The organism is Coprococcus sp. RTP21204st1_G4_RTP21204_210225 (assembly GCF_040915385.1).
Taxonomy (GTDB): domain Bacteria; phylum Bacillota; class Clostridia; order Lachnospirales; family Lachnospiraceae; genus Allocoprococcus; species Allocoprococcus comes.
The window spans coordinates 77,715-98,016 of the sequence record NZ_JBCPDP010000010.1 but is presented as its reverse complement, the minus strand read 5'-3'; the positions used below and the strand labels follow the sequence as shown (position 1 = coordinate 98,016).

Sequence of the window (20,302 nt, the reverse complement as noted above, 5' to 3'; positions counted from 1 at the left end):
TTTCAGTCATTTATACACAACAGGTACAAAAAGGGAGATGTAAAAAAACTCAATCGAGTTTTTTCACATCCCCTATGAAACAAAAAAGAATTATCCCCATCACGTTAAGGATAATTCTTTCTTGTTTTACATTATGCTTTTGACATCTATTTTACTTTCAGTGTTCTCATAGAGTTCAGGATTGCGATTACGGATACTCCTACATCGGCAAAGACGGCTTCCCACATATTGGCCATGCCGAGGGCTCCCAGGATGAGGACCAGAACTTTGACACCGAGGGCAAAGACGATATTCTGATGTACGATCTGGAGAGTTTTTCCTGCAATTCTCATAATGGAGGATATCTTAAGGATATTATCATCCATCAGAACAACATCTGCGGCTTCGATTGCTGCATCGGATCCCATGCTTCCCATTGCGATTCCGATATCAGCTCTGGAGAGTACCGGTGCATCATTGATACCATCACCAACAAAACCAAGCTTTTCTTTCTCACCGAGTTCTCCGAGAAGTGCTTCAACCTTATCTACCTTATCCCCCGGAAGGAGATCTGTGTAGACTTCATCGATTCCAAGGCTTTCTGCTACTGCTTCACCGACATCTTTTCTGTCACCGGTAAGCATAACTGTCTTTTTGACACCGCTTTGTTTGAGCTGCGCGATCGCACGTTTGGCTTCCGGTTTGACCGTATCAGAAATTACAATGGTCCCGAGGAATTCTTTTTCAGCCGCCAGATATACGACCGTACCAGGGACTGTGCATGGCTCATATTCCACGCCTTTTTCTTCCATCAGCTTTGCATTTCCGGCATAGACAACTCTTCCGTCGATCTTTGCCTTGATTCCATGTCCGGCGATTTCTTCAGCCTGTTCCACCCTGTCCATGGACAACTCACCAAGCTCCGCTTCTTCGTACGCTTTCTTGAGTGCTGCTGAGATTGGATGATCGGAATAGCCTTCCGCAAGGGCTGCCACTTCAAGAAGTCCTTCTTTTTCCCATCCGTTCGGAATAACTTCTGATACAACGAATTCACCTTTTGTCAGTGTACCAGTCTTATCAAATACAATCGTTTTCATCTCAGAGAGTGCTTCCAGATAATTGCTTCCCTTTACCAGAACGCCCTGTTTGGATGCTGCTCCGATTCCTCCAAAAAAACCAAGTGGAACAGAGATCACCAGTGCACATGGGCAGGAGATTACAAGGAAAATACATGCTCTCTGAATCCATTCTGCAAATCCACCGCCAAGAATGATTGGTGGAAGGAATGCAAGTACAACTGCCGCACAAACCACGATCGGCGTATAGTATTTTGCAAACTTTGTAATGAAGTTTTCTACATGTGCCTTTTTGCTGCTGGCATTTTCAACCAGTTCCAGAATCTTCGCAACTGTAGAATCATCAAACTCTTTCGTTGTGCGCACCTTAAGAAGTCCGCTTCCATTTACACAACCGCTGATAATCTCGGAACCTTCTGTTACTTCTCGCGGAACCGACTCTCCGGTCAGTGCAGAAGTATCTACAAAGGATGTTCCCGATACAACCACACCATCGAGAGGAACTCTCTCTCCTGCTTTGATGACGATCTCTGTACCAATCTCTACATCATCCGGATCAACCTGTTTGAGCTTTCCGTCTTCTTCAATATTCGCATATTCCGGACAGATATCCATCATTGCACTGATTGACTGGCGGGAACGGTTGACTGCATAACTCTGGAATAACTCCCCGATCTGATAGAACAACATAACCGCTACCGCTTCCGAATATTCCTTTACTCCAAGTGCACCAAACGTTGCTATACACATCAGAAAGTTCTCATCAAATACCTGACCATGACTGATATTGCGCACAGCCCGGTAAATGATGTCCCATCCCACGATCAGATAAGGTATCATAAATAACAAAAACTGCACCGGAATTTCGGACTGAAATTCCAGTTTTCCCATATGTTCCAGTACAAAAAGAGGAACATAAATAACTGCCGCTGCGATAATACGGTACAGCATTATTTTCTGTTTTTTCATCATAGAAGCCTCTCCCCTTTCATACCTTTTCCGGTTTTACAGCTGAATCTGGCAGTCCGGCTCTACCTTCTTGCATACAGCAACGACTTCCTGCATGATCTCATCAAATCTTGCATCATCTGCATCAATCGTAAGCTTCTGCATCATAAAACTTACCGTTGCATCATTTACACCATCAATTTTTTTGATTGCATCTTCCATTTTTGCTGCACAGTTTGCGCAATCAAGGTCTACCATTTTAAATTTTTTCTTCATCTTTCTTTCCTCCTGAAAAATTTTCTCTCACTGAACATATGAGCAACTGTTCATATGTTCATAATAACTCTGTAATAGAAATCCGTCAAGCAGTTTAGATAACATTTTTTATTTTCTACAATTTCAAAAGAATATACCTCTCCAGAACGTATTCCCTTTTATTTATCAGAACGCTCTATCAGAATTTTCTGACAGAAAAACAAAAAGAAGAACCCGGAATATCCCAGATTCTTCTCAAATTTATATTTTGTTCTTTACTTTTCAAGCAGCTCCAAAATAGGATGCGACATCAGGAACAGATAATACTCCATCGCTTCATCCGCCGACAGATGAATATCCCGGCTGGTCAGCCAGTATTTGAGTCCGGTTACAACGGTGATCGTATGGAACTCCAGAAAAATCTTTTTGTCTTTGATTCCCTGAAGCTTCTCAAGCTTGATCTTATGTCTGCCCACCATCTCTTCGATCAGCTGACGGATCTTCTTTTCAAGAATTTCCTCAAACCCATTCTGACCGGTCGCTTCAAATGCTTTCTGATAATAAATCCGGTCTTTCTCCATCTTTCGGAACAACAGATAAATGGCTTCTCTTTCCATCCCGTCTTCGGTCATCTCACGGATATGCTGAAAAACCTCCGTCTCCAGAAGCCATTCCATCACTTCATACTTATCCTGAAAGTAATTATAAAAAGTCGGTCTGATGACTCCCGCCTGATCTGTGATCATTTTAATCGTTATCTTATCAAAAGATCCTTTTATCAGTAGTTCCTTAAAGCTTTCCGCAAGCAGGATTTTTGTTAATTCTCTTTTTCTTTCCATGTGTTGTCCTCTTTTTCCTGCCCATTTCTCTTGACGAATATTCTATCACAAACAAAACGTTTTTTCAAACCGCTTTTTTTCTGTTTTTTTACTGCTTTTCCACGCATTTTTTGTAATTTGTGTAACCCTTCTGCTGATGCGGATGCTCTTTCCATAGTTGATCTGCTGTTTTTTTCCACTCACAGGCATAAGCTTTGCACTTACTGCACAAATGTTCCGCACTTTCCGGTGACTGCAGATCGGTCGATTTTGCACTGGTCTCTTTGATCATTTCCTGAAGAATCTCCGGATTTTCAAGCATCGGACAAGGACGCAAATGATTGCTATTAAAAGGCTGCCGGTCTCTGTATGCCATAAAGAGTGGCTGTTTCAGAGCTTCCAGCAGAGTAACTTCCCGAATATTTGCAGAAGAGTAGTGAATAAATACACATGGTTCTACATCTCCATTCGCATTGATATGGCAGTAGTTTCTTCCACCTGCGATACAGCCTCCGACAAATTCTCCATCATTCTGGAAATCCATTGCATAAATCGGCTTTCCACCTGTTGCACCGCGGATTTCTCTTACCCGGTGATACATATATTCTCTCTGTTCCTTTGTCGGGAGCAGATCCGGTGCTGCATCATTTCCAACCGGCATATAATGGAAATACCAGGTGAAACGACATCCCTTTCCGATGATCATATCCAGGAATTCATCCGATGTAACCGTTTCAATGTTCTTTCTGGTATAACAGATTGACGTACCGAAGATCAGTCCATATTTCTTTAACCGATCCATAGCTGCCATAACCTTGTCGAATACACCCTCTCCACGGCGCATGTCATTGACCTCTTCAAATCCTTCCAGACTAATTGAAAGGGACAGGTTGCCGACTCTTCTCATCTCTTCGCAAAATTCATCATCCACCAGTGTTCCATTTGTAAATGCATGGAATTCGCAGTCATAATGCTTTTCACAAAGTCTGATAATATCTTTTTTTCTTACTAACGGTTCCCCGCCTGTATACATATAGAAATAAATCCCCAGTTCTTTTCCCTGCGTAATGATGTTGTCCATCTCTTCATATGTAAGATTCAGTTTATGCCCATATTCTGCCGCCCAGCATCCGGTACAATGAAGATTACATGCACTTGTCGGATCCATCAGGATCAGCCACGGAATATTGCACTGATGTACCTCTCTCATACTGCGGATTGTCTTCGTTCCATGGAACGCCGCTTCAAATCCAAGGTTTAATGCTGTCTGTTTAATAACATGCGGGTCAATTTCATCCAATGCACGATTCACATAACTCATCCACTTCGAATCCGGATCCTGTATCATCTTTCTTGCGCCTTCATAGGAACTCTTCTGGAAATTGTCTCCCATGAAACGCTCGGTCAGATCAACAAGATCAAGCAGACCTTTTTCTCTGTCTTTATCCATTTTTCGCATTGCCAAATCAATTGCTCCGCCAAATGCTGCCCTTGCTGCTTTATGTGTCAATTCGCCCATACTCTTTTCCTCCTGCTATTTTAAAATAAAAAATGCGTAACCACCATATCTGCCCCGGCGATCAGGAATAATATCCCACCGATCCAGTAAGCTTTGCAGTTATATTCACAGCCCAATCTATATCCGACCTCCACACCAAGAAAGCACTGAATGATCGTAACCGGAAGCAATACCATTCCCTGTTCCAGGATCTCCACACTCCAGAATCCGATACCCATTCCGGCAAAATACGCATCTACGCTGGTAAGTACTGCCAGTTTTCTAAGCCGTTTCCAGTTTATTTCATCGTTTCTCCGCTCAAAGATCTGCTTATTATTTCTTGCTTTACAGATCATATAAATGCCAAGTCCGATAAATATCAGCACCGATAAAATTTCCCAACCGCTTGCCGCTGTTGAAATCGTTTCATTCATCTTCCTGTCCGGCTTCAGAATATCTGCAACAACATTTCCCAGAATCAATGCAAGGAGTTGTGCCCCTCCAAAAAGCAGACTGGATAAGAGTATGTCTTTTCCGTGCTTTCTTGAAAATCCTGCTCCGACACAGATATGCACGACAAATACGTCAAACGAAAGCCCGATTGAAATTAAAAGAATTTCAAGAATACCCATAGATTCGCCTCCTCCTGCTGGCTGTTATATATATATTATGTAATTTCCTTCCGAATAATAAATCTTCAGATTACCGGTTCTGTTTATTTTTTAACGACATTTTTCCACATTTGTCGCATATCTTTTTATTTTTCAATAGACTATTCTTCCGAATTTTTTATACAATAGAAAACTCCATTTTCTGTTAAAAATAAAAAATTCCCGCAAAGGTAGATCTTCTACCTCTGCAGGAACTTTGCTTCTTTATTATCTTAGTGATGGAATAAACGGATTCCGGTAAATGCCATCGCCATGTTGTATTTGTTGCAGGTATCGATTACATTGTCATCACGGATTGATCCACCCGGTTCTGCAATATATGTAACACCGCTCTTATGTGCACGTTCGATGTTATCTCCAAACGGAAAGAATGCGTCTGATCCAAGTGCCACACCCGTCAGCTTATCAAGCCATGCTCTCTTTTCTTCTCTGGTAAATACTTCCGGTTTTTCAGTGAAAATATTTTCCCAGGTTCCGTCAGCCAGTACGTCCATATATTCTTCACCAATATACAGATCAATTGCATTATCTCGGTCTGCACGCTTGATTCCTTCTTTAAATGGAAGAGCAAGTACTTTCGGGCACTGTCTCAGCCACCAGTTATCTGCCTTCTGTCCGGCAAGACGGGTACAGTGGATACGGGACTGCTGTCCGGCTCCGATTCCGATTGCCTGTCCGTCTTTTACATAGCATACAGAATTTGACTGTGTATATTTTAAAGTAATCATGGAAATTGCAAGATCTCTCTTTGCGTGATCCGGAATTTCTTTGTTCTCAGTCACTATATTTGAGAAGAAATCATCATCGATCTTCAGTTCATTTCTTCCCTGCTCAAAGGTAATACCAAATACATCCTTGTGTTCTGTAGGTGCCGGAACATAATTCGGATCGATCTGGATCACATTGTAATTACCTTTCTTTTTCTGTGCAAGAATCTCCAGTGCTTCCGGTTCATATCCAGGTGCGATCACTCCATCCGACACTTCTCTCTTGATCAGTCTTGCCGTATCAACATCACAGACATCAGAAAGCGCAATAAAATCACCGAATGAAGACATACGGTCTGCGCCTCTTGCACGTGCATAAGCACTTGCAAGCGGAGAAAGTTCTCCAAGGTCATCTACCCAGTAAATTTTTGCAAGAGTTTCATCCAATGGCAGTCCGACTGCAGCACCTGCCGGTGACACATGCTTAAAGGAAGTTGCTGCCGGAAGTCCGGTTGCTTTTTTTAATTCCGATACCAGCTGCCATCCGTTAAATGCATCCAGAAAGTTGATATATCCCGGACGGCCCATCAGAACTTTGATCGGGAGATCACTTCCGTCTTTCATATAGATACGTGACGGCTTCTGATTTGGGTTACATCCATATTTGAGTTCTAATTCATTCATGATTCCTGCTCCTTCTTCACCTTTGTATACTATTTATTCTTATTGATGATCTTGCTTTCGTATGTTCCTGTCTCAATATCAATATATCTTACAAACAGAGATACTTTATTATCTGCATTCAGACTGTTCCAGAGTGTATCTGCAAATGTGTCCATATCATCCGGAATTGCAACAAGCTTTGGTTCTCCTTCAAAACTCGGAAGCGGATTTCCATCACACTTGTATGTGTGGATAAAATGTCCTTCTCCGGCTACCGGATTCTCATATGCAAAGGTGTAACGGTTGCATGCATCCGGATTTCCGTTATTGCTCTTCAAAATGGACATTGCATAGTTATATTTTCCGTTCTCAATGTGCATGATACCGGAAATACGTGGTGTGTAGTTTGGTCCATCCGGTTCAAATTCACGGCTTCGAAGGGACTGTTCAAACGTCATCTGTCTGTCCATACCTTCATAAATTGTATCAGTCTGATCTCCGTTTGTAACGATCGTCTTATTGCCGAGTACACGCACCGGTGCGTAGATAATTAAGCTTGGGTCTGTCAGCTTTGACTCGTCAAATGCCTGTGTGCGGATTCCTTCTCCCTCTTCTACAAAGACACGATTACGGCTGTTCTCACTTCTTCCCATGATAAAATAAGCTGTTACCGCTTTGCTTCCGTCGGCAGACTTTCCGATGATGATCCCTCTTCCGGGATAAGAATTGCTCTGCAGTTCTTTTTCAATAGATAACATTTCCATGCTTCAATCTCCTTTTATAACTTGTACTTATGTTTGCACATTCATTTATCACTATTTATTATAACTCATAATACCACTATATTTCCAGTCTTTCTGTAAATTTTTTTCAAGTTCTTTTAAAACATCATTTTCAAGACCACTGTTCCATGGTAAAATGTTAGTAAAATAACAATTCAAATTTGGGGATTATTTACAAAAGAGAGGTTTTACTTCATGAGTAGAAACAGAAAAATGGATTTTGCAGCCGGGATACAGGATGGCATTCCCATCTGTCTCGGTTATATTGCGGTATCATTTACCTTTGGTATCATGGCAAAAAATGCAGGACTTTCCACTTGGGAAGCTGTTCTGATTTCCCTTACAAACCTGACCAGCGCCGGGCAATTTGCTGGTCTGTCACTGATTACGGCATCCGCATCCTATTTTGAAATGGCATTCACCCAGCTCATCATCAATCTCAGATATTCGCTGATGTCCTGTGCCCTTTCACAGAAAATTGATAACCACTATCCTTTTTTCCACCGTTTTCTTATCGCATACGGTGTAACGGATGAAGTCTTCGGCGTATCCGTATCCCGCCCCGGAAGGATTACTCCATGGTATTCTTACGGTGTGATGGCACTTGCCGCACCTGGCTGGACACTTGGCACTTTCCTCGGAGTAGTATCAGGAAATATCCTGCCTGACCGGATCGTTAGCGCACTGAGCGTTGCATTATATGGAATGTTTATCGCAATCATTATTCCTCCGGCACATGATAACAGGATCATCGGAACCATTGTCTTGATTTCCATGGCAGCAAGCTTCCTTTTCACAAAGGCTCCTGTGCTATGCCAGATTTCTTCTGGCTTCCGAATCATTATCCTTACGATTCTGATTGCCGGAATCGCAGCGTATTTCTTCCCTGTAAAAGAAGAAACAAATCCAGAAGATAAGGAGGATTCTTCCGTTGAAGCATAATCTATATATGTATATCTTTGTCATGGCAGCCGTCACCTATCTGATCCGTATGCTGCCACTGACGCTGATCAGGAAAGAGATCAAAAATACTTTTATAAAATCTTTTTTATATTATGTACCTTATGTAACTCTGGCTGTTATGACCTTTCCGGCCATTCTGACAGCCACAGCCAATATCTGGTCTGCCGCCATTGGTTTTGCAATCGCACTGATCCTTGCATGGAACAGAAAAAGTCTGATCTGTGTTTCCCTGTTTTCATGTGCCGGCGTATTTCTGGTTGAATTATTAACCGGACTGTAGACTGTAAGAGAGATGATCTGAATAAAGGAGGCTTTCTTATGTGGACCAAAAGTTTTTCACGTTATACCCGCATTTTGCTGGTCAGTGCTGCTGTTATCATTGGCGCCCAGATCAGCATCTCACTTTTTGAAAGCGATTTTCGTGTTTCCATCGGAATTTTTGGCATTTTCATGTCTCTGATCCTTTTTGGGAAATATCCGATTCTTCCGGTCACGGTGATAAGTGCCCTCTGTGTTTTCTTTTCCCGTACGCTGATGCACTGGCTTCGCTTTGGCAGCTGGAATCCACAGAGCTATTTTCCGGAAATGTTTTTCTATCTGGTCTACGGAGTCCTTTTTTTCCTCTACTGCCGTAAAAATGACTATGAACTTTCGATGTATTCTCTGCCCTGGATGTTTCTTTTTGACTATCTGGCAAATATAACAGAACTGCTGACCCGTAGGGGTATGGACGCTTTTTCTTTTCAGTCCCAGGCAGGCGTCCTTCTGGTTGCGCTTCTGCGTACTGCACTTGCGGGTCTTTTCCTGTTCTGTCTCAGCCATTACAAGTTCAGTCTCCTGAGTGCTGAACATGCACGGAGATACCAGAACCTTCTTCTTTTGATTTCTGAGCTTAACGGCGAAGTTGTTCTGATGCAGAAAGGTACACGTATGATAGAGGACACCATGAGCACCGCATACCGGCTTTACCACGATATGAGTGAACGGAATATAGACGAATCCCTCACCCGCACCGCACTTCAGATTGCACGTGATGTCCACGAGATCAAAAAAGACTACAATCTGATTGTAAGAGGACTTTCCTCTTCAATGGAATTAAATTCTGAAAATGACGGAATGAGCCTGGATGATATCCTCACCATTCTGAAAAGCAGCCTGGATGCATCCCTTCCAAAAGGGAAACGACTTTTTTTTAATATACAACTGGAGGAAAATCTATATACACAGAACCATTATCTTCTGCTCTCAATCTTCCGCAATCTTTTCAACAATGCGATTGAAGCAGCAGACGGAAATCCGGTCGAGCTTTCTGTCCGTCAATCCTCCACGGATTCTTCTTATGTTATTGAAGTTGAAGATCATGGACCCGGAATTGATCCGGAGGATATGGAACAAATTTTTGAACCGGGTTTTTCCACAAAGATCAATTACGAAACCGGCGAGGTCAATCGGGGACTTGGACTTAGCCTGGTAAAGGATTTTATCGAACTCCGCCTGGGCGGAACCATCCGGGTAACTTCCGTTCCCGGAAAAACAGTTTTCACACTTACTATACCAAAAGAGAAATGGAGCGGTTTATAAATGAAATTCTATCTCATTGATGATGATAAAAATGTACTGCATATATTAAAACGTATTATAAGGGACCGGGGGCTTGGAGAGATTGCCGGAACTGCCGAAAACGGTGTGGATGCACTCACGGATCTTACTCTTATAAATCCAGACATCGTAATTGTTGATCTTCTGATGCCGGAAATAGACGGAATCACTTTCGTGAAACGCGCCCGCTCTCATGCACCGAATCTTACTTTTATTATGCTTTCCCAGGTTGCATCCAAAGATATGATCGCAGATGCCTATTCTGCAGGCATTGAATTTTATATTCATAAGCCAATCAACAGTATCGAAGTAGAATCCATACTCCGGAAGGTCAGTGAATCCCTGACTGCCCGCCGGACATTGCAGCAGGTACAGACGATTTTCCAGACCCAGCAGAATTTTGTACAGCCACAGGGATTTATAAATGATACGGCTGAAAAACCTTATATTATCCGGTTAAAAGGAATTCTCCAAAAGCTTGGCATCACCGGTGAACGTGGCAGCAAGGATATCATTTCCCTTGTCGATTATCTGATCCAGCATAACCAGAAAGTTGACAATGTCACTTTAAGCGAACTTTGCAGTCGGTTCAGTGACAATCCAAAATCCATGGAACAAAGAATCCGTCGGACAGCCAACATGGGAATGGTCAACCTTGCCAACCTTGGTCTTGAAGATTACGCCAATGACACGTTTACAACCTACTCCAACTCCCTGTATAACTTTGAACAGGTCCGAAGGGAAATGGATTTCATCCGTGGAAAAAGTGTACGGCACGGCAATGTGAAAATTAAAAATTTCCTGAATGCACTGATTCAGGAATGCACCGAGAGAGCCTGATTTTCAGGTTCTCTCCTGCTTCTTATTTCATCTCTTTATATGTTTTCTCTATAATTCATTATCACTTATAGTTATCGTCATTATATACAATAAATCTTTCCCGTATTTGTAGTTTTTTCCAAAAATAAATTTCATTTTGATACTTTTTGTATCTTTTTGTAACTTCCATTTTATTATGTTATCACGATAACTGATGCGAATAAGTATAAATTTTAAGGAGGATGTCATATGTTAACAATCGTAAAAGGTATTGGTTTACTGCTTCTCACTTTAGCCTGTTTCTCTGTATTCAGCCTGAAGTTTCCAAAAGGATCAGAAGCAATGTCCGGAATGGCTAATGCAGCCGTTGCTTCGTTCCTGGTAGAAGCTGTTCATCATTACATCACAGGTGATTTATTAGGAATTGCATTTTTCTCAGAACTCGGAACCATATCCGGCAGCTTCGGGGGAATCGCTGCAGCTACTTTAGTTCCGATCAGTATGGGATGTAATCCGGTACTTGCAGTCGTTGCAGGTGTTGCAGTCGGAGGATACGGAATCCTTCCTGGTTTTGTAGCAGGTTATATTGTAGGTTTTGTAGCTCCGTTCCTGGAAAAGAAACTTCCAGAAGGTCTGAATCTGATCGTTGGTGCTCTTGCAATCGCACCGCTTGCAAGAATTATTGCCATCGCAGTTGATCCGGTCGTTAATTCAACACTGCTCAACATCGGACGTATGATTTCTGCAGCTGCTGAACAGTCTCCACTTATCATGGGATTCCTGCTCGGTGGTATTATGAAGATGATCTGCACCTCACCACTTAGTTCTATGGCTCTGACTGCTATGCTCGGACTTGATGGACTTGCAATGGGTATTGCAGCAATTGCATGTGTTGGTGGTTCTTTCACAAACGGTATCATTTTCGACCGTTTAAAACTTGGCGAGCGCAGTAATGTTATCGCGGTAATGCTTGAACCTCTTACACAGGCCGATATTATTACACAGAATCCGATTCCGATTTACGGATCAAACTTCTTTGGCGGCGGACTTGCCGGACTCGCAGCAGCTATGCTCGGTATTATCAATAACGCCCCTGGAACAGCATCTCCGATTCCTGGACTTTTAGCTCCATTCGGATTTAACCCACCACTTAAGGTTGTAGCTGCAATCGTACTTGCTGCGATCGGCGGATCTTTAGCTGGATTTGTTGGTTCTATCGTGTTTAAAGGTTTTGCAAAAACACCTGCAGATATCAAAGCATCTGAAAAAGCTACTGAAACAATTGTTCCGGAAGTTGCTATCGCTGCTGAATAATCAAAATGACTATTTCAAACTGCTTGTTTATATAGCCCTTAAAGAAGAAAAAGACTCGAAAACTTTTGTTTCCGGGTCTTTTTCAATTTACGGGAAATTATATTTCTCACTCCAGTGTTTCTTCTATATCATCTGCATTGATTCCTCTGTGTTCAACCGAAGTTGAAAATACGATCAGTGTCTTTGTTCTTCCAAATCGCTGCAATTCTCCAATAAATTTATCCAGCTCTGTTGTGCTGGGAAACAGTACTTCCAACACCATAGAATATTCTCCGGTCACACAGTTGCATTCGATCACATTTGAACACTTTCTCACAAACGGATAAAACACATTTTTTTCCTCCGGCGAAACCTCCAGATTGATCAGTGCCTTGATATGATATCCAAGTGCTTCCGGATTCACCTGTGCCTGATAACCGAGAATATATCCTTCTTTTTCCATCTTTTCAATCCGCGCTGATACAGCCGGTGTAGACAGATACACCTTCTCTGCAATCTCTTTCAATGGACATTTGGCATTTCTCTGTAAAATATTCAAAATTGTACGATCCACTGCATCCAGTTCATGATTTTTCATCTGCACTACCTCTTTCTGACATCCCATTTATACTTTTGACCCCTTTGATACCAGATTGCTACGTGCTTTGCACTCCTGCAAGTCAAAAAAAAGATACTCTCTGCGTTCTTCTCCGCAGTAAAGTACCTCTTTGTACAAATATTTTCACTCTTTAAATATGTTAAAAATAATAGCATTCCTTTTTCTTCCTGTCAATAAAAAGACATTTATTTTTTCCTATTTTTCCTATTTTGATTTGACATTTGTCCTACCACGTGATATTCTGAAATTGTGTTTTAGATAAGATTTAGATTTCACATATTTTTGTAAATCATTAACATCTGTCTGATGACTTACAAAAATATGTGATTTTTATTTTTATCGGCATCATCAATTTTTTAGGAGGTACTACTAATGAACAAGGGTACAGTTAAGTGGTTCAACGCACAGAAAGGCTACGGATTCATCACAAACGAAAGCACCGGAGAAGATGTATTCGTACATTTTTCAGGAATCGCGGGAGAAGGATACAAATCTCTTGAAGAAGGACAGAACGTTACTTTCGATATCACAGAAGGAAACCGCGGACTTCAGGCTGTTAATGTAACAGTTGCGTAATCGCTGCAAAAGATGCTAGAGTAAAAAACCCGGCTTGTGTATTACTCCACAGCCGGGTTTTCTATGTTATAAATATGCTTTGCCGGAATTACCCAAGCAGTTCTCTATATATTCGCATTACATTCTTACAGAAGATTTTCTCAATCTCGCTCTCTGTAAATCCATTCTTTTTAAATACATCTTCCAGCTTTGTCATATCTACAGGGGATGCGATCTCCAGTTCTCCATTCATACCATCAAAGTCCGAACCAAGTCCTAAAGCCTCTATTCCCGCCATATCACGGATATATTTTGCATGTGCCACAATATCCTCCGCTCTGCTCACAACCGTCTCTCCGTCTTTCCAGTCGCGCAGGAAATATGCATAATAATTCAGCCCGATCACACCGCCTCTTTCCCCGATCGCTTTCAGAAGTTCATCATTCAGGTTTCTCGGATGACTGCACAAATGTCTCGCGTTGGAATGGCTCGCTACAAAAGGCTTCTTTGTGAACTTTAATACATCCCGGATTCCTGCATCGTTTAAATGTGCCACATCGATGATCATTCCCAGGTTCTCCATCTCTTCCAGAAACTCAATTCCACGCGCTGTAAGCCCATATCCGGCTTCTGAAAAGACTTTTCCGGCAAATTCTCCGCCAGTCGCTTTTGCCGGATATCCAAGCTGATTCGGATAGTTCCAGGTCAGAGTCATCATCCTTGCCCCCATCCGGTAAAAGTCTCTTAAAAGGGAAGGATCGCCCTCGCAGATTTCTCCTTCTTCCAATGTCAGCAACGCCGACATCTTTCCATTCTTCCGGTTTTCTTCAATCTCGTCATACTTTGTGACCGGCCGGATCCAGTCTTTATTTTTCTCCATTTCCCGATAAAATACATCCGCCATTTTCATTGCATAACGAAATGGACTTCCTGCAAGCATCGGATCCTCCAGATCCAGAAAAATGGCAAAATTCTGAATCAGATAATCCCCCTTTTTCATCCGTTCAAGATCCACATTTAAATTATTTTTCCGAAGTGAAATCTCTTTTCCCTGTTCCCTTCCTCTCTGAATCGCTAAAATTGTATCACAATGCATATCTGCTACTTTCATTTTCTATTCCCCCATCTTTTTCTTTCTTATAATATCTACCGTATGTGATCCCGCACCAACCAATTCCGGGCGTTCACACGTAGTCAGATGATAGTCAATAAACGTCTGGAAAGTCTTTTCATCCATCGTATTTAACACCTGACGCATATAATCGGATGGTCCATCCGCCGAAATAATCTGGATCCGTTCCATTCCTGCTGCTTCATTGTAGCTGTCAATATCCTCCAGACGCACATAATCATACAAATCTTCCGGTGAAGGACATACCCGGTAATTCGCATCCAGTTTGCCATTTTCCAGGCATTCCTGTATATGGTTCTCCCGGAATCCATACACCAGAACACTGTACTCATTCATTGTATAAGCCACCAGGATCGTGCCCTCATCCTTCAGAACACGCTTCGCCTCCATCAGCGCCTTCACCTTATCTTCCTTTGTATAAAGATGATACATCGGCCCAAACAGGATGATCAGGTCAAATTCCTTATCCGGAAAACGTGACAGCTTCAGCGCATTTCCCTGATATGCTTTCACAGAGCTGTTCTTCTTTTTCAGAATTCCCAGATTGTATTTCACCAGCTCTACCGCCGTCACATCGTACCCTTCTTCGGCAAGTGCAACACTGTAGCGCCCGGTTCCGGCTCCTACATCCAGAATCTTTACCTGTCCATGCTCCCGCTTAGGAAGATATTTGTGAATGTACTTCATTGAGGTAATAAATTCTACCTGTCCATGGCGGCTCTTAAGCCGCTTCTCTTCGTTGAATTTGTTATAATATTTTTCAAGCTCTGTCATCATAAATCTATTGTATCCTTTATTTTTATTCTAGCGCTGCCGCTCTCCGGAATAGAATAATTCCGATCACAAATAAGACAGCGATCATCCCCACACCAATATTGATATTGCCGGTAAGCTGCGAGATCAGGCTCACGATCGTTGTTCCCATAAAGGACGCGCCTTTTCCGCAAATATCCATTAAGCCGAAGAATTCACCTGACTGGTTCGCCGGTATGATCTTCGTAAAGTAAGATCTTGAAAGCGCCTGCACACCCCCCTGGAACATACCTACCCAGACTGCAAGAACCCAGAACTGCCACTGGTAATGCAGAAAAATCGCAAAAATTGCCACTCCAAGGTATGCCACGATACATACTGTGATCAGCTTTTCTGCAGAATATTTCTTCGCAAGTCTTCCGAAAATAATCGCAAATGGGAAAGCTACGATCTGCGTAAGCAACAATGCAAGAAGAAGTCCTGTACTGCTAAGTCCAAGTGCTGATCCATATGCAGTTGCCATATCAATAATCGTATAAACCCCGTCAATATAAAAGAAAAACGCCAGAAGAAACAGAAAAACCTTCTTCTCCTTCTTTACATTTTTCAGAGTAATGCCGATTCTTTTGAAGCTTTCTGAAAAAGCATGCTGCTTCTTTTCTACATAATACTTCTGGTGATAAGTTTTCAGAAGTGGTAATGTCATAATTACCCACCATACCGTGATGATCACAAAGGAAACCATCATTGCTATCTCCATTGTAATCCCAATCTTCCCTGCATTTAACACAACCAGAAGACAGATTACAAACGGTACACAGCTTCCGATATATCCCCACGCATAGCCCTGGGAAGACACTTCATCCATCCGGTCTTCCAATGTCACATCAACAAGCATGGAATCATAAAATACCAGCGTTACGGAATATCCGACCTTTGCAATGACAAAAACTACCAGAAAGGCCAGCCAGTACTTTGCAAATCCCAGTGCGACTGAAGCAATTACCCCGATTCCAAGTGCAATTGTAAAAACTGGTTTTTTATAGCCTTTTGTATCTGCAACGGTTCCAAATACCGGTCCTGCAAGTGCTGTAAGTAAGGTTGCAATGGATACTGCATATCCCCAGTATGCCAGATACTGTACATCCGAAAGTCCCTGCTTTCCTGCGATATAGTTGAAATAAATCGGTAAAATGGTTGCTGCCAGAAGTGTAAATGCAGAATTTCCGACATCATAAAGTATCCAGTTTTTCTCCTGTTTTGTCAATTTTATTTTCATTTAACGTATCCTCCTTGCCAGGAAACTGAGAACCAAATGTATAGGCATATACAGAATCTAATGTGGCGTTTCCTTCCAGAAACGGTTTGTATTCGCAGATCAGTTTGTCTGCCAGTGGAACTGCTTTTTCATAAAGATGAAGCAGTTTTCTTATCTGTTCCCTGCAGGATTCATTCTCATGATACTTGATAATAAACCCATGAAAATCATAATAAAGCCCTGCCACTTTAAGTGCTGCATAAAGTGCCATCCGCTTTAATTTAGATGGACAGACAAGAATCCTGTCATAAAATACCATTCCATTCAGTGCTTTTTTGACTTCCTTTGCTGTAATTCCGCGATAAAAATCTTTTATAATTATCGCATTTTTCATAGAAGGAACAATATGTCCGGTCAGTCTCCTGCTCACTGGATTTTCTCCGTTCATAATCATCAGCTTACGATCCAGCTCGCCCTCCACTGCAATATGTGCAAGACCAGTCTCTTTTACTGCCTGTTCCACGTAACCATGACAGATTTCATCCAACGCGAAGTGGCAGAGCACTCCATATACATAAGCCAGATGCTTCTCATACTGGTCGTGTGTATGTAAAGCCTTCGCTGCATGAACGAAAAACTTTGCCCCGCTCTCGTTATGTATACGGCTTCCCAACTGATTGACCTTGTTCTTGCCAAGCGGTCTGTAATAAAAAAGAATATCCGGTCCATGAAGTCCAATATTAAAAAGCTCCGGATATTTATCAATAATTTTTCTCTCATATCCGCTTAATCTGCCCCTGATCTGCTGTCCAAAAATGTAATGTGCATAAGTTGACGGCATATTATCCCATCCTTTCTTTTCTGAAACACGTTTTATTATAGACGTTGCGCTTTGCAGGCTCTATCTTACTTCTGTAAAGCTTATATAACGGCTTTGTAAAAAAGAATGTGCCTTGGCACATTCTCGCGCCGAGCGCAGTCGCTTGCGACATTCTTCATCTTCGTGCGAGTGCGCATCTCCGGCACGTAGTGCCTTTTATTTCATAGGAAGTTCCTTCGGAATTTCCTATAAAATAAAAAGTAATGACTAAAATGATACGTTCTGAATAAATAGTAACACAAAAAGGCCTTTCAGGATAGTCCCGAAAGGTCTTCTGCACGACACTTTTAAAATACTTTCATCGTCCACTTGCTCATATCCCACACCTCATTTACCACATCCTGATAGAATTCCGGCTCATGGCAAATCAGAAGAATACTTCCTTTGTATTCCTGAAGCGCTTTTTTCAGAGAATCCTTTGCATCCACGTCTAGATGATTGGTCGGCTCATCCAGGATCAGCAGATTCGTGTCCTTGTTGACCAGCTTACAGAGTCTTACCTTTGCCTGTTCACCACCACTCAGTACCCTTACCTGGCTCTCAATATGCTTCGTAGTGAGTCCGCATTTTGCAAGGGCAGAACGCACCTCATACTGGGTAAATGACGGAAATTCCTGCCACAGCTCTTCAATACAGGTTGTCTTGTTTTCTCCTTTAACTTCCTGTTCAAAATAGCCGATCTGAAGATTTTCCCCAAGCTCACACTCGCCGGAAATTGCCGGGATCAGACCAAGTACACTCTTCAAAAATGTAGTCTTTCCGATACCATTTGTTCCGACAATCGCAATCTTGTGTCCTCTTTCCATCTGGAAATTCAGCGGCTTGGAAAGTGGTTCATCATAACCGATTACAAGATCCTTTGTTTCGAATAACATTTTCCCCGGAGTCCGTCCGTAACGGAACTTAAATTCCGGTTTCGGCTTTTCCGCTGCCAGCTCAATTACATCCATTTTATCCAGCTTTTTCTGTCTGGACATCGCCATATTTCTTGTAGAAACACGGGCTTTATTTCTTGCCACAAAATCCTTCAGTTCACTGATTTCCTGCTGCTGTCTGCGGTATGCTGCCTCAAGCTGTGCTTTCTTAACTGCATAGACCTCCTGAAAATGATCATAGTCTCCCACATAACGATTCAGTTCCTGGTTCTCCATATGATAGATGATATTTACCACTTCATTCAGGAACGGAATATCATGGGAAATCAGAATGAATGCATTCTCATAATCCTGCAGATACCGCTTCAGCCACGTAATATGCTCTTCATCCAGATAGTTTGTCGGTTCATCCAGAAGCAGGATGTCCGGCTTCTCAAGCAGAAGCTTTGCCAGAAGAACCTTCGTTCTCTGACCTCCGCTTAGATCTGTAACATCACGGTCAAGTCCCAGATCCAGAAGTCCCAGTGCCCTTGCCACTTCCTCTACCTTTGCATCGATCGTATAAAAATCATGCAGTGTCAACTCGTCCTGAATCGTTCCAAGCTCTTCCATCAGAAGATTCATCTCATCCTCATCTACTTCGCCAAGCTTCTCACAGATCTCGTTCATTCGCTGCTCCTTCTGCAAAAGCGGATCAAACGCACTTTTCAGTGCGTCCTGGATCGTCATACCGCTCTGAAGGACTGCATGCTGGTCCAGATAGCCTGCTCGTACATTCTTCGCCCATTCCACCTTTCCCTCGTCTGGCGTAAGTTTCCCGGTAACGATACTCATAAAGGTAGATTTACCCTCTCCGTTTGCTCCTACAAGACCGATGTGCTCCCCTTTTAAAAGACGGAACGATACATCATCAAAAATGGCACGGTCACCAAAACCGTGTGTCAGATGTTCTACATTTAATATACTCATATTTTATTATTCTCCCTGATTCATTTCTTTACACATTGTCTTTTATTATATGTGGAAATTGGTGTTCTTTCAATATAAACAGACAAAAAACCCCAGAAACACAAGGTTTCTGAGGTTTGTATTTTTGAAAATGAACTCGAAAAAACTTCGTCTTTCCCGCAGCCACATTGCTCCAAATTAACGTTTTGAGAACTGTGGTGCTCTACGAGCTGCTTTGAGACCGTATTTCTTACGTTCTTTCATACGTGGGTCACGTGTAAGGTATCCGGCTTTCTTAAGTACCGGTCTGTAATCAGAATCTGCTTCAAGAAGTGCTCTTGCGATTCCGTGACGGATTGCTCCTGCCTGTCCTGTGTATCCACCACCACGTACGTTAACGAGAACGTCAAATTTATCAACTGTTTCAGTTGCAACTAATGGCTGACGAACTACAACTTTAAGAGTTTCAAGTCCTAAATATTCGTCGATATCTCTTTTATTGATTGTGATCTTACCTGTACCTGGTACAAGGTATACTCTTGCGATAGATTTTTTTCTTCTTCCTGTTCCGTAGAATTTAGCTGTTGCCACTTTTATTTCCTCCTTTCAAACCTCTGACTAAAATGTTAAAACTTCTGGTTTCTGTGCCTGATGAGCATGTTCTGCTCCAGCATATACGTGAAGTTTCTTGATCATTGTTCTTCCCAAAGGTCCTTTTGGAAGCATACCTTTAACAGCAAGTTCGATAACCTGTTCCGGTTTCTTTGCCATCATTTCTCTTAATGTAGTTTCTTTCATTCCTCCTACATAATCTGAGTGATGATAGTATACTTTCTGATCTAATTTCTTTCCTGTAACTTTGATCTTTTCAGCGTTGATAACAATTACGTTGTCACCTGTATCAATGTGCGGTGTAAATTCCGGTTTATTTTTTCCTCTTAAAACTTTAGCGACTTCTGCTGCAAGACGTCCAAGTGTCTGTCCTTCAGCGTCAACTACATACCATTTTCTTTCAATCTTATCTGGATTAGCCATGTAAGTTTTCATTGGTTGACCTCCTATGAATTTCAGTTTACTAATTATTTTCATTGTAGATTCTATAGAAAACAAGTTCACTCCGGGGCTTTGGTGCAAACCGTTTCTTCTCACGTCATACTTGCATATTATATTATACCAGCAAGCTTTTGTCAACTGTTTCTTGCTGATTTTCG

General features: G+C 42.0%; 21 protein-coding genes. 6 read left to right on the top strand and 15 right to left on the bottom strand.

Going from position 1 to position 20,302, the window contains the following annotated elements; genetic code table 11:
• Positions 1-146: 146 nt before the first annotated feature.
• The 7 genes from AB5213_RS10845 to AB5213_RS10815 all read right to left on the bottom strand — a co-directional run bounded on the left by AB5213_RS10845 (position 147) and on the right by AB5213_RS10815 (position 7,379).
• Entirely contained in the window at positions 147-2,027 is a 1,881-nt protein-coding gene (locus tag AB5213_RS10845) for a heavy metal translocating P-type ATPase (protein ID WP_055156101.1), read from the bottom strand.
• A 33-nt stretch (positions 2,028-2,060) separates the two neighbouring features.
• Complete coding sequence (locus tag AB5213_RS10840; protein ID WP_055156100.1) at positions 2,061-2,279, bottom strand: cation transporter; 219 nt, start codon at positions 2,277-2,279, stop codon at positions 2,061-2,063.
• 254 nt (positions 2,280-2,533) lie between these two features.
• Entirely contained in the window at positions 2,534-3,097 is a 564-nt protein-coding gene (locus AB5213_RS10835) for a TetR family transcriptional regulator (RefSeq protein ID WP_022220520.1), read from the bottom strand.
• Positions 3,098-3,185: 88 nt separating this feature from the next.
• Positions 3,186-4,595, bottom strand: coding sequence for a radical SAM protein (locus AB5213_RS10830; protein ID WP_368276679.1), 1,410 nt, complete (start codon positions 4,593-4,595; stop codon positions 3,186-3,188).
• A gap of 20 nt (positions 4,596-4,615) precedes the next feature.
• Positions 4,616-5,206 (bottom strand): manganese efflux pump, encoded by a 591-nt coding sequence (locus AB5213_RS10825; protein ID WP_195368872.1) that lies wholly within the window; start codon positions 5,204-5,206, stop codon positions 4,616-4,618.
• A gap of 251 nt (positions 5,207-5,457) precedes the next feature.
• Positions 5,458-6,636 (bottom strand): phosphoribosylaminoimidazolecarboxamide formyltransferase, encoded by a 1,179-nt coding sequence (locus AB5213_RS10820; RefSeq protein WP_008373294.1) that lies wholly within the window; start codon positions 6,634-6,636, stop codon positions 5,458-5,460.
• Between the two features lie 29 nt (positions 6,637-6,665).
• Positions 6,666-7,379 (bottom strand): IMP cyclohydrolase, encoded by a 714-nt coding sequence (locus tag AB5213_RS10815; RefSeq protein WP_008373293.1) that lies wholly within the window; start codon positions 7,377-7,379, stop codon positions 6,666-6,668.
• A 213-nt stretch (positions 7,380-7,592) separates the two neighbouring features.
• Here AB5213_RS10815 and AB5213_RS10810 point away from each other — a divergent pair, with 213 nt between their 5' ends.
• From AB5213_RS10810 to AB5213_RS10790, 5 genes are all read left to right on the top strand, one after another.
• The gene (locus tag AB5213_RS10810; protein WP_055156097.1) at positions 7,593-8,339 is read left to right on the top strand and encodes an AzlC family ABC transporter permease; all 747 of its coding nucleotides are present in this window, start codon (positions 7,593-7,595) and stop codon (positions 8,337-8,339) included.
• Positions 8,329-8,640, top strand: coding sequence for an AzlD domain-containing protein (locus AB5213_RS10805; protein ID WP_022220771.1), 312 nt, complete (start codon positions 8,329-8,331; stop codon positions 8,638-8,640). Before AB5213_RS10810 ends, AB5213_RS10805 begins: the two co-directional genes overlap by 11 nt.
• A 38-nt stretch (positions 8,641-8,678) precedes the next feature.
• The gene (locus AB5213_RS10800; RefSeq protein WP_368276678.1) at positions 8,679-9,941 is read left to right on the top strand and encodes a sensor histidine kinase; all 1,263 of its coding nucleotides are present in this window, start codon (positions 8,679-8,681) and stop codon (positions 9,939-9,941) included.
• The gene (locus tag AB5213_RS10795) at positions 9,942-10,799 is read left to right on the top strand and encodes a response regulator (protein WP_195548676.1); all 858 of its coding nucleotides are present in this window, start codon (positions 9,942-9,944) and stop codon (positions 10,797-10,799) included.
• A gap of 228 nt (positions 10,800-11,027) precedes the next feature.
• Positions 11,028-12,092, top strand: coding sequence for a PTS sugar transporter subunit IIC (locus tag AB5213_RS10790; protein WP_055247708.1), 1,065 nt, complete (start codon positions 11,028-11,030; stop codon positions 12,090-12,092).
• A 106-nt stretch (positions 12,093-12,198) separates the two neighbouring features.
• Here the strand turns inward: AB5213_RS10790 and AB5213_RS10785 are convergent, their stop codons facing one another.
• Positions 12,199-12,654, bottom strand: coding sequence for an Lrp/AsnC family transcriptional regulator (locus tag AB5213_RS10785; protein ID WP_055156113.1), 456 nt, complete (start codon positions 12,652-12,654; stop codon positions 12,199-12,201).
• A gap of 408 nt (positions 12,655-13,062) precedes the next feature.
• Here AB5213_RS10785 and AB5213_RS10780 point away from each other — a divergent pair, with 408 nt between their 5' ends.
• Positions 13,063-13,266, top strand: a complete 204-nt coding sequence (locus AB5213_RS10780; RefSeq protein WP_008373270.1) for a cold-shock protein — start codon at positions 13,063-13,065, stop codon at positions 13,264-13,266.
• A gap of 88 nt (positions 13,267-13,354) precedes the next feature.
• Here AB5213_RS10780 and AB5213_RS10775 read toward each other — a convergent pair whose 3' ends face one another.
• The 7 genes from AB5213_RS10775 to rplM form a co-directional block, all read right to left on the bottom strand.
• Positions 13,355-14,356 (bottom strand): dipeptidase, encoded by a 1,002-nt coding sequence (locus tag AB5213_RS10775; RefSeq protein ID WP_055156093.1) that lies wholly within the window; start codon positions 14,354-14,356, stop codon positions 13,355-13,357.
• Positions 14,357-14,359: 3 nt separating this feature from the next.
• Complete coding sequence (locus AB5213_RS10770) at positions 14,360-15,154, bottom strand: class I SAM-dependent methyltransferase (RefSeq protein ID WP_173692565.1); 795 nt, start codon at positions 15,152-15,154, stop codon at positions 14,360-14,362.
• A 22-nt stretch (positions 15,155-15,176) separates the two neighbouring features.
• Positions 15,177-16,409 (bottom strand): MFS transporter, encoded by a 1,233-nt coding sequence (locus tag AB5213_RS10765; protein WP_175305774.1) that lies wholly within the window; start codon positions 16,407-16,409, stop codon positions 15,177-15,179.
• Positions 16,363-17,229 carry a zinc dependent phospholipase C family protein gene (locus AB5213_RS10760; RefSeq protein ID WP_368276677.1) on the bottom strand — a complete coding sequence of 289 codons (867 nt, stop codon included), beginning with the start codon at positions 17,227-17,229 and terminating at the stop codon, positions 16,363-16,365. The genes AB5213_RS10765 and AB5213_RS10760 overlap by 47 nt, the downstream gene beginning before the upstream one ends.
• Positions 17,230-17,555: 326 nt before the next feature.
• Positions 17,556-19,112, bottom strand: a complete 1,557-nt coding sequence (locus AB5213_RS10755) for an ABC-F family ATP-binding cassette domain-containing protein (protein WP_055260823.1) — start codon at positions 19,110-19,112, stop codon at positions 17,556-17,558.
• A 177-nt stretch (positions 19,113-19,289) separates the two neighbouring features.
• Entirely contained in the window at positions 19,290-19,682 is a 393-nt protein-coding gene (gene rpsI, locus AB5213_RS10750) for a 30S ribosomal protein S9 (protein ID WP_008373223.1), read from the bottom strand.
• 27 nt (positions 19,683-19,709) lie between these two features.
• Positions 19,710-20,138 carry a 50S ribosomal protein L13 gene (gene rplM / locus AB5213_RS10745; protein ID WP_022220779.1) on the bottom strand — a complete coding sequence of 143 codons (429 nt, stop codon included), beginning with the start codon at positions 20,136-20,138 and terminating at the stop codon, positions 19,710-19,712.
• Between the last annotated feature and the right edge of the window lie 164 nt (positions 20,139-20,302).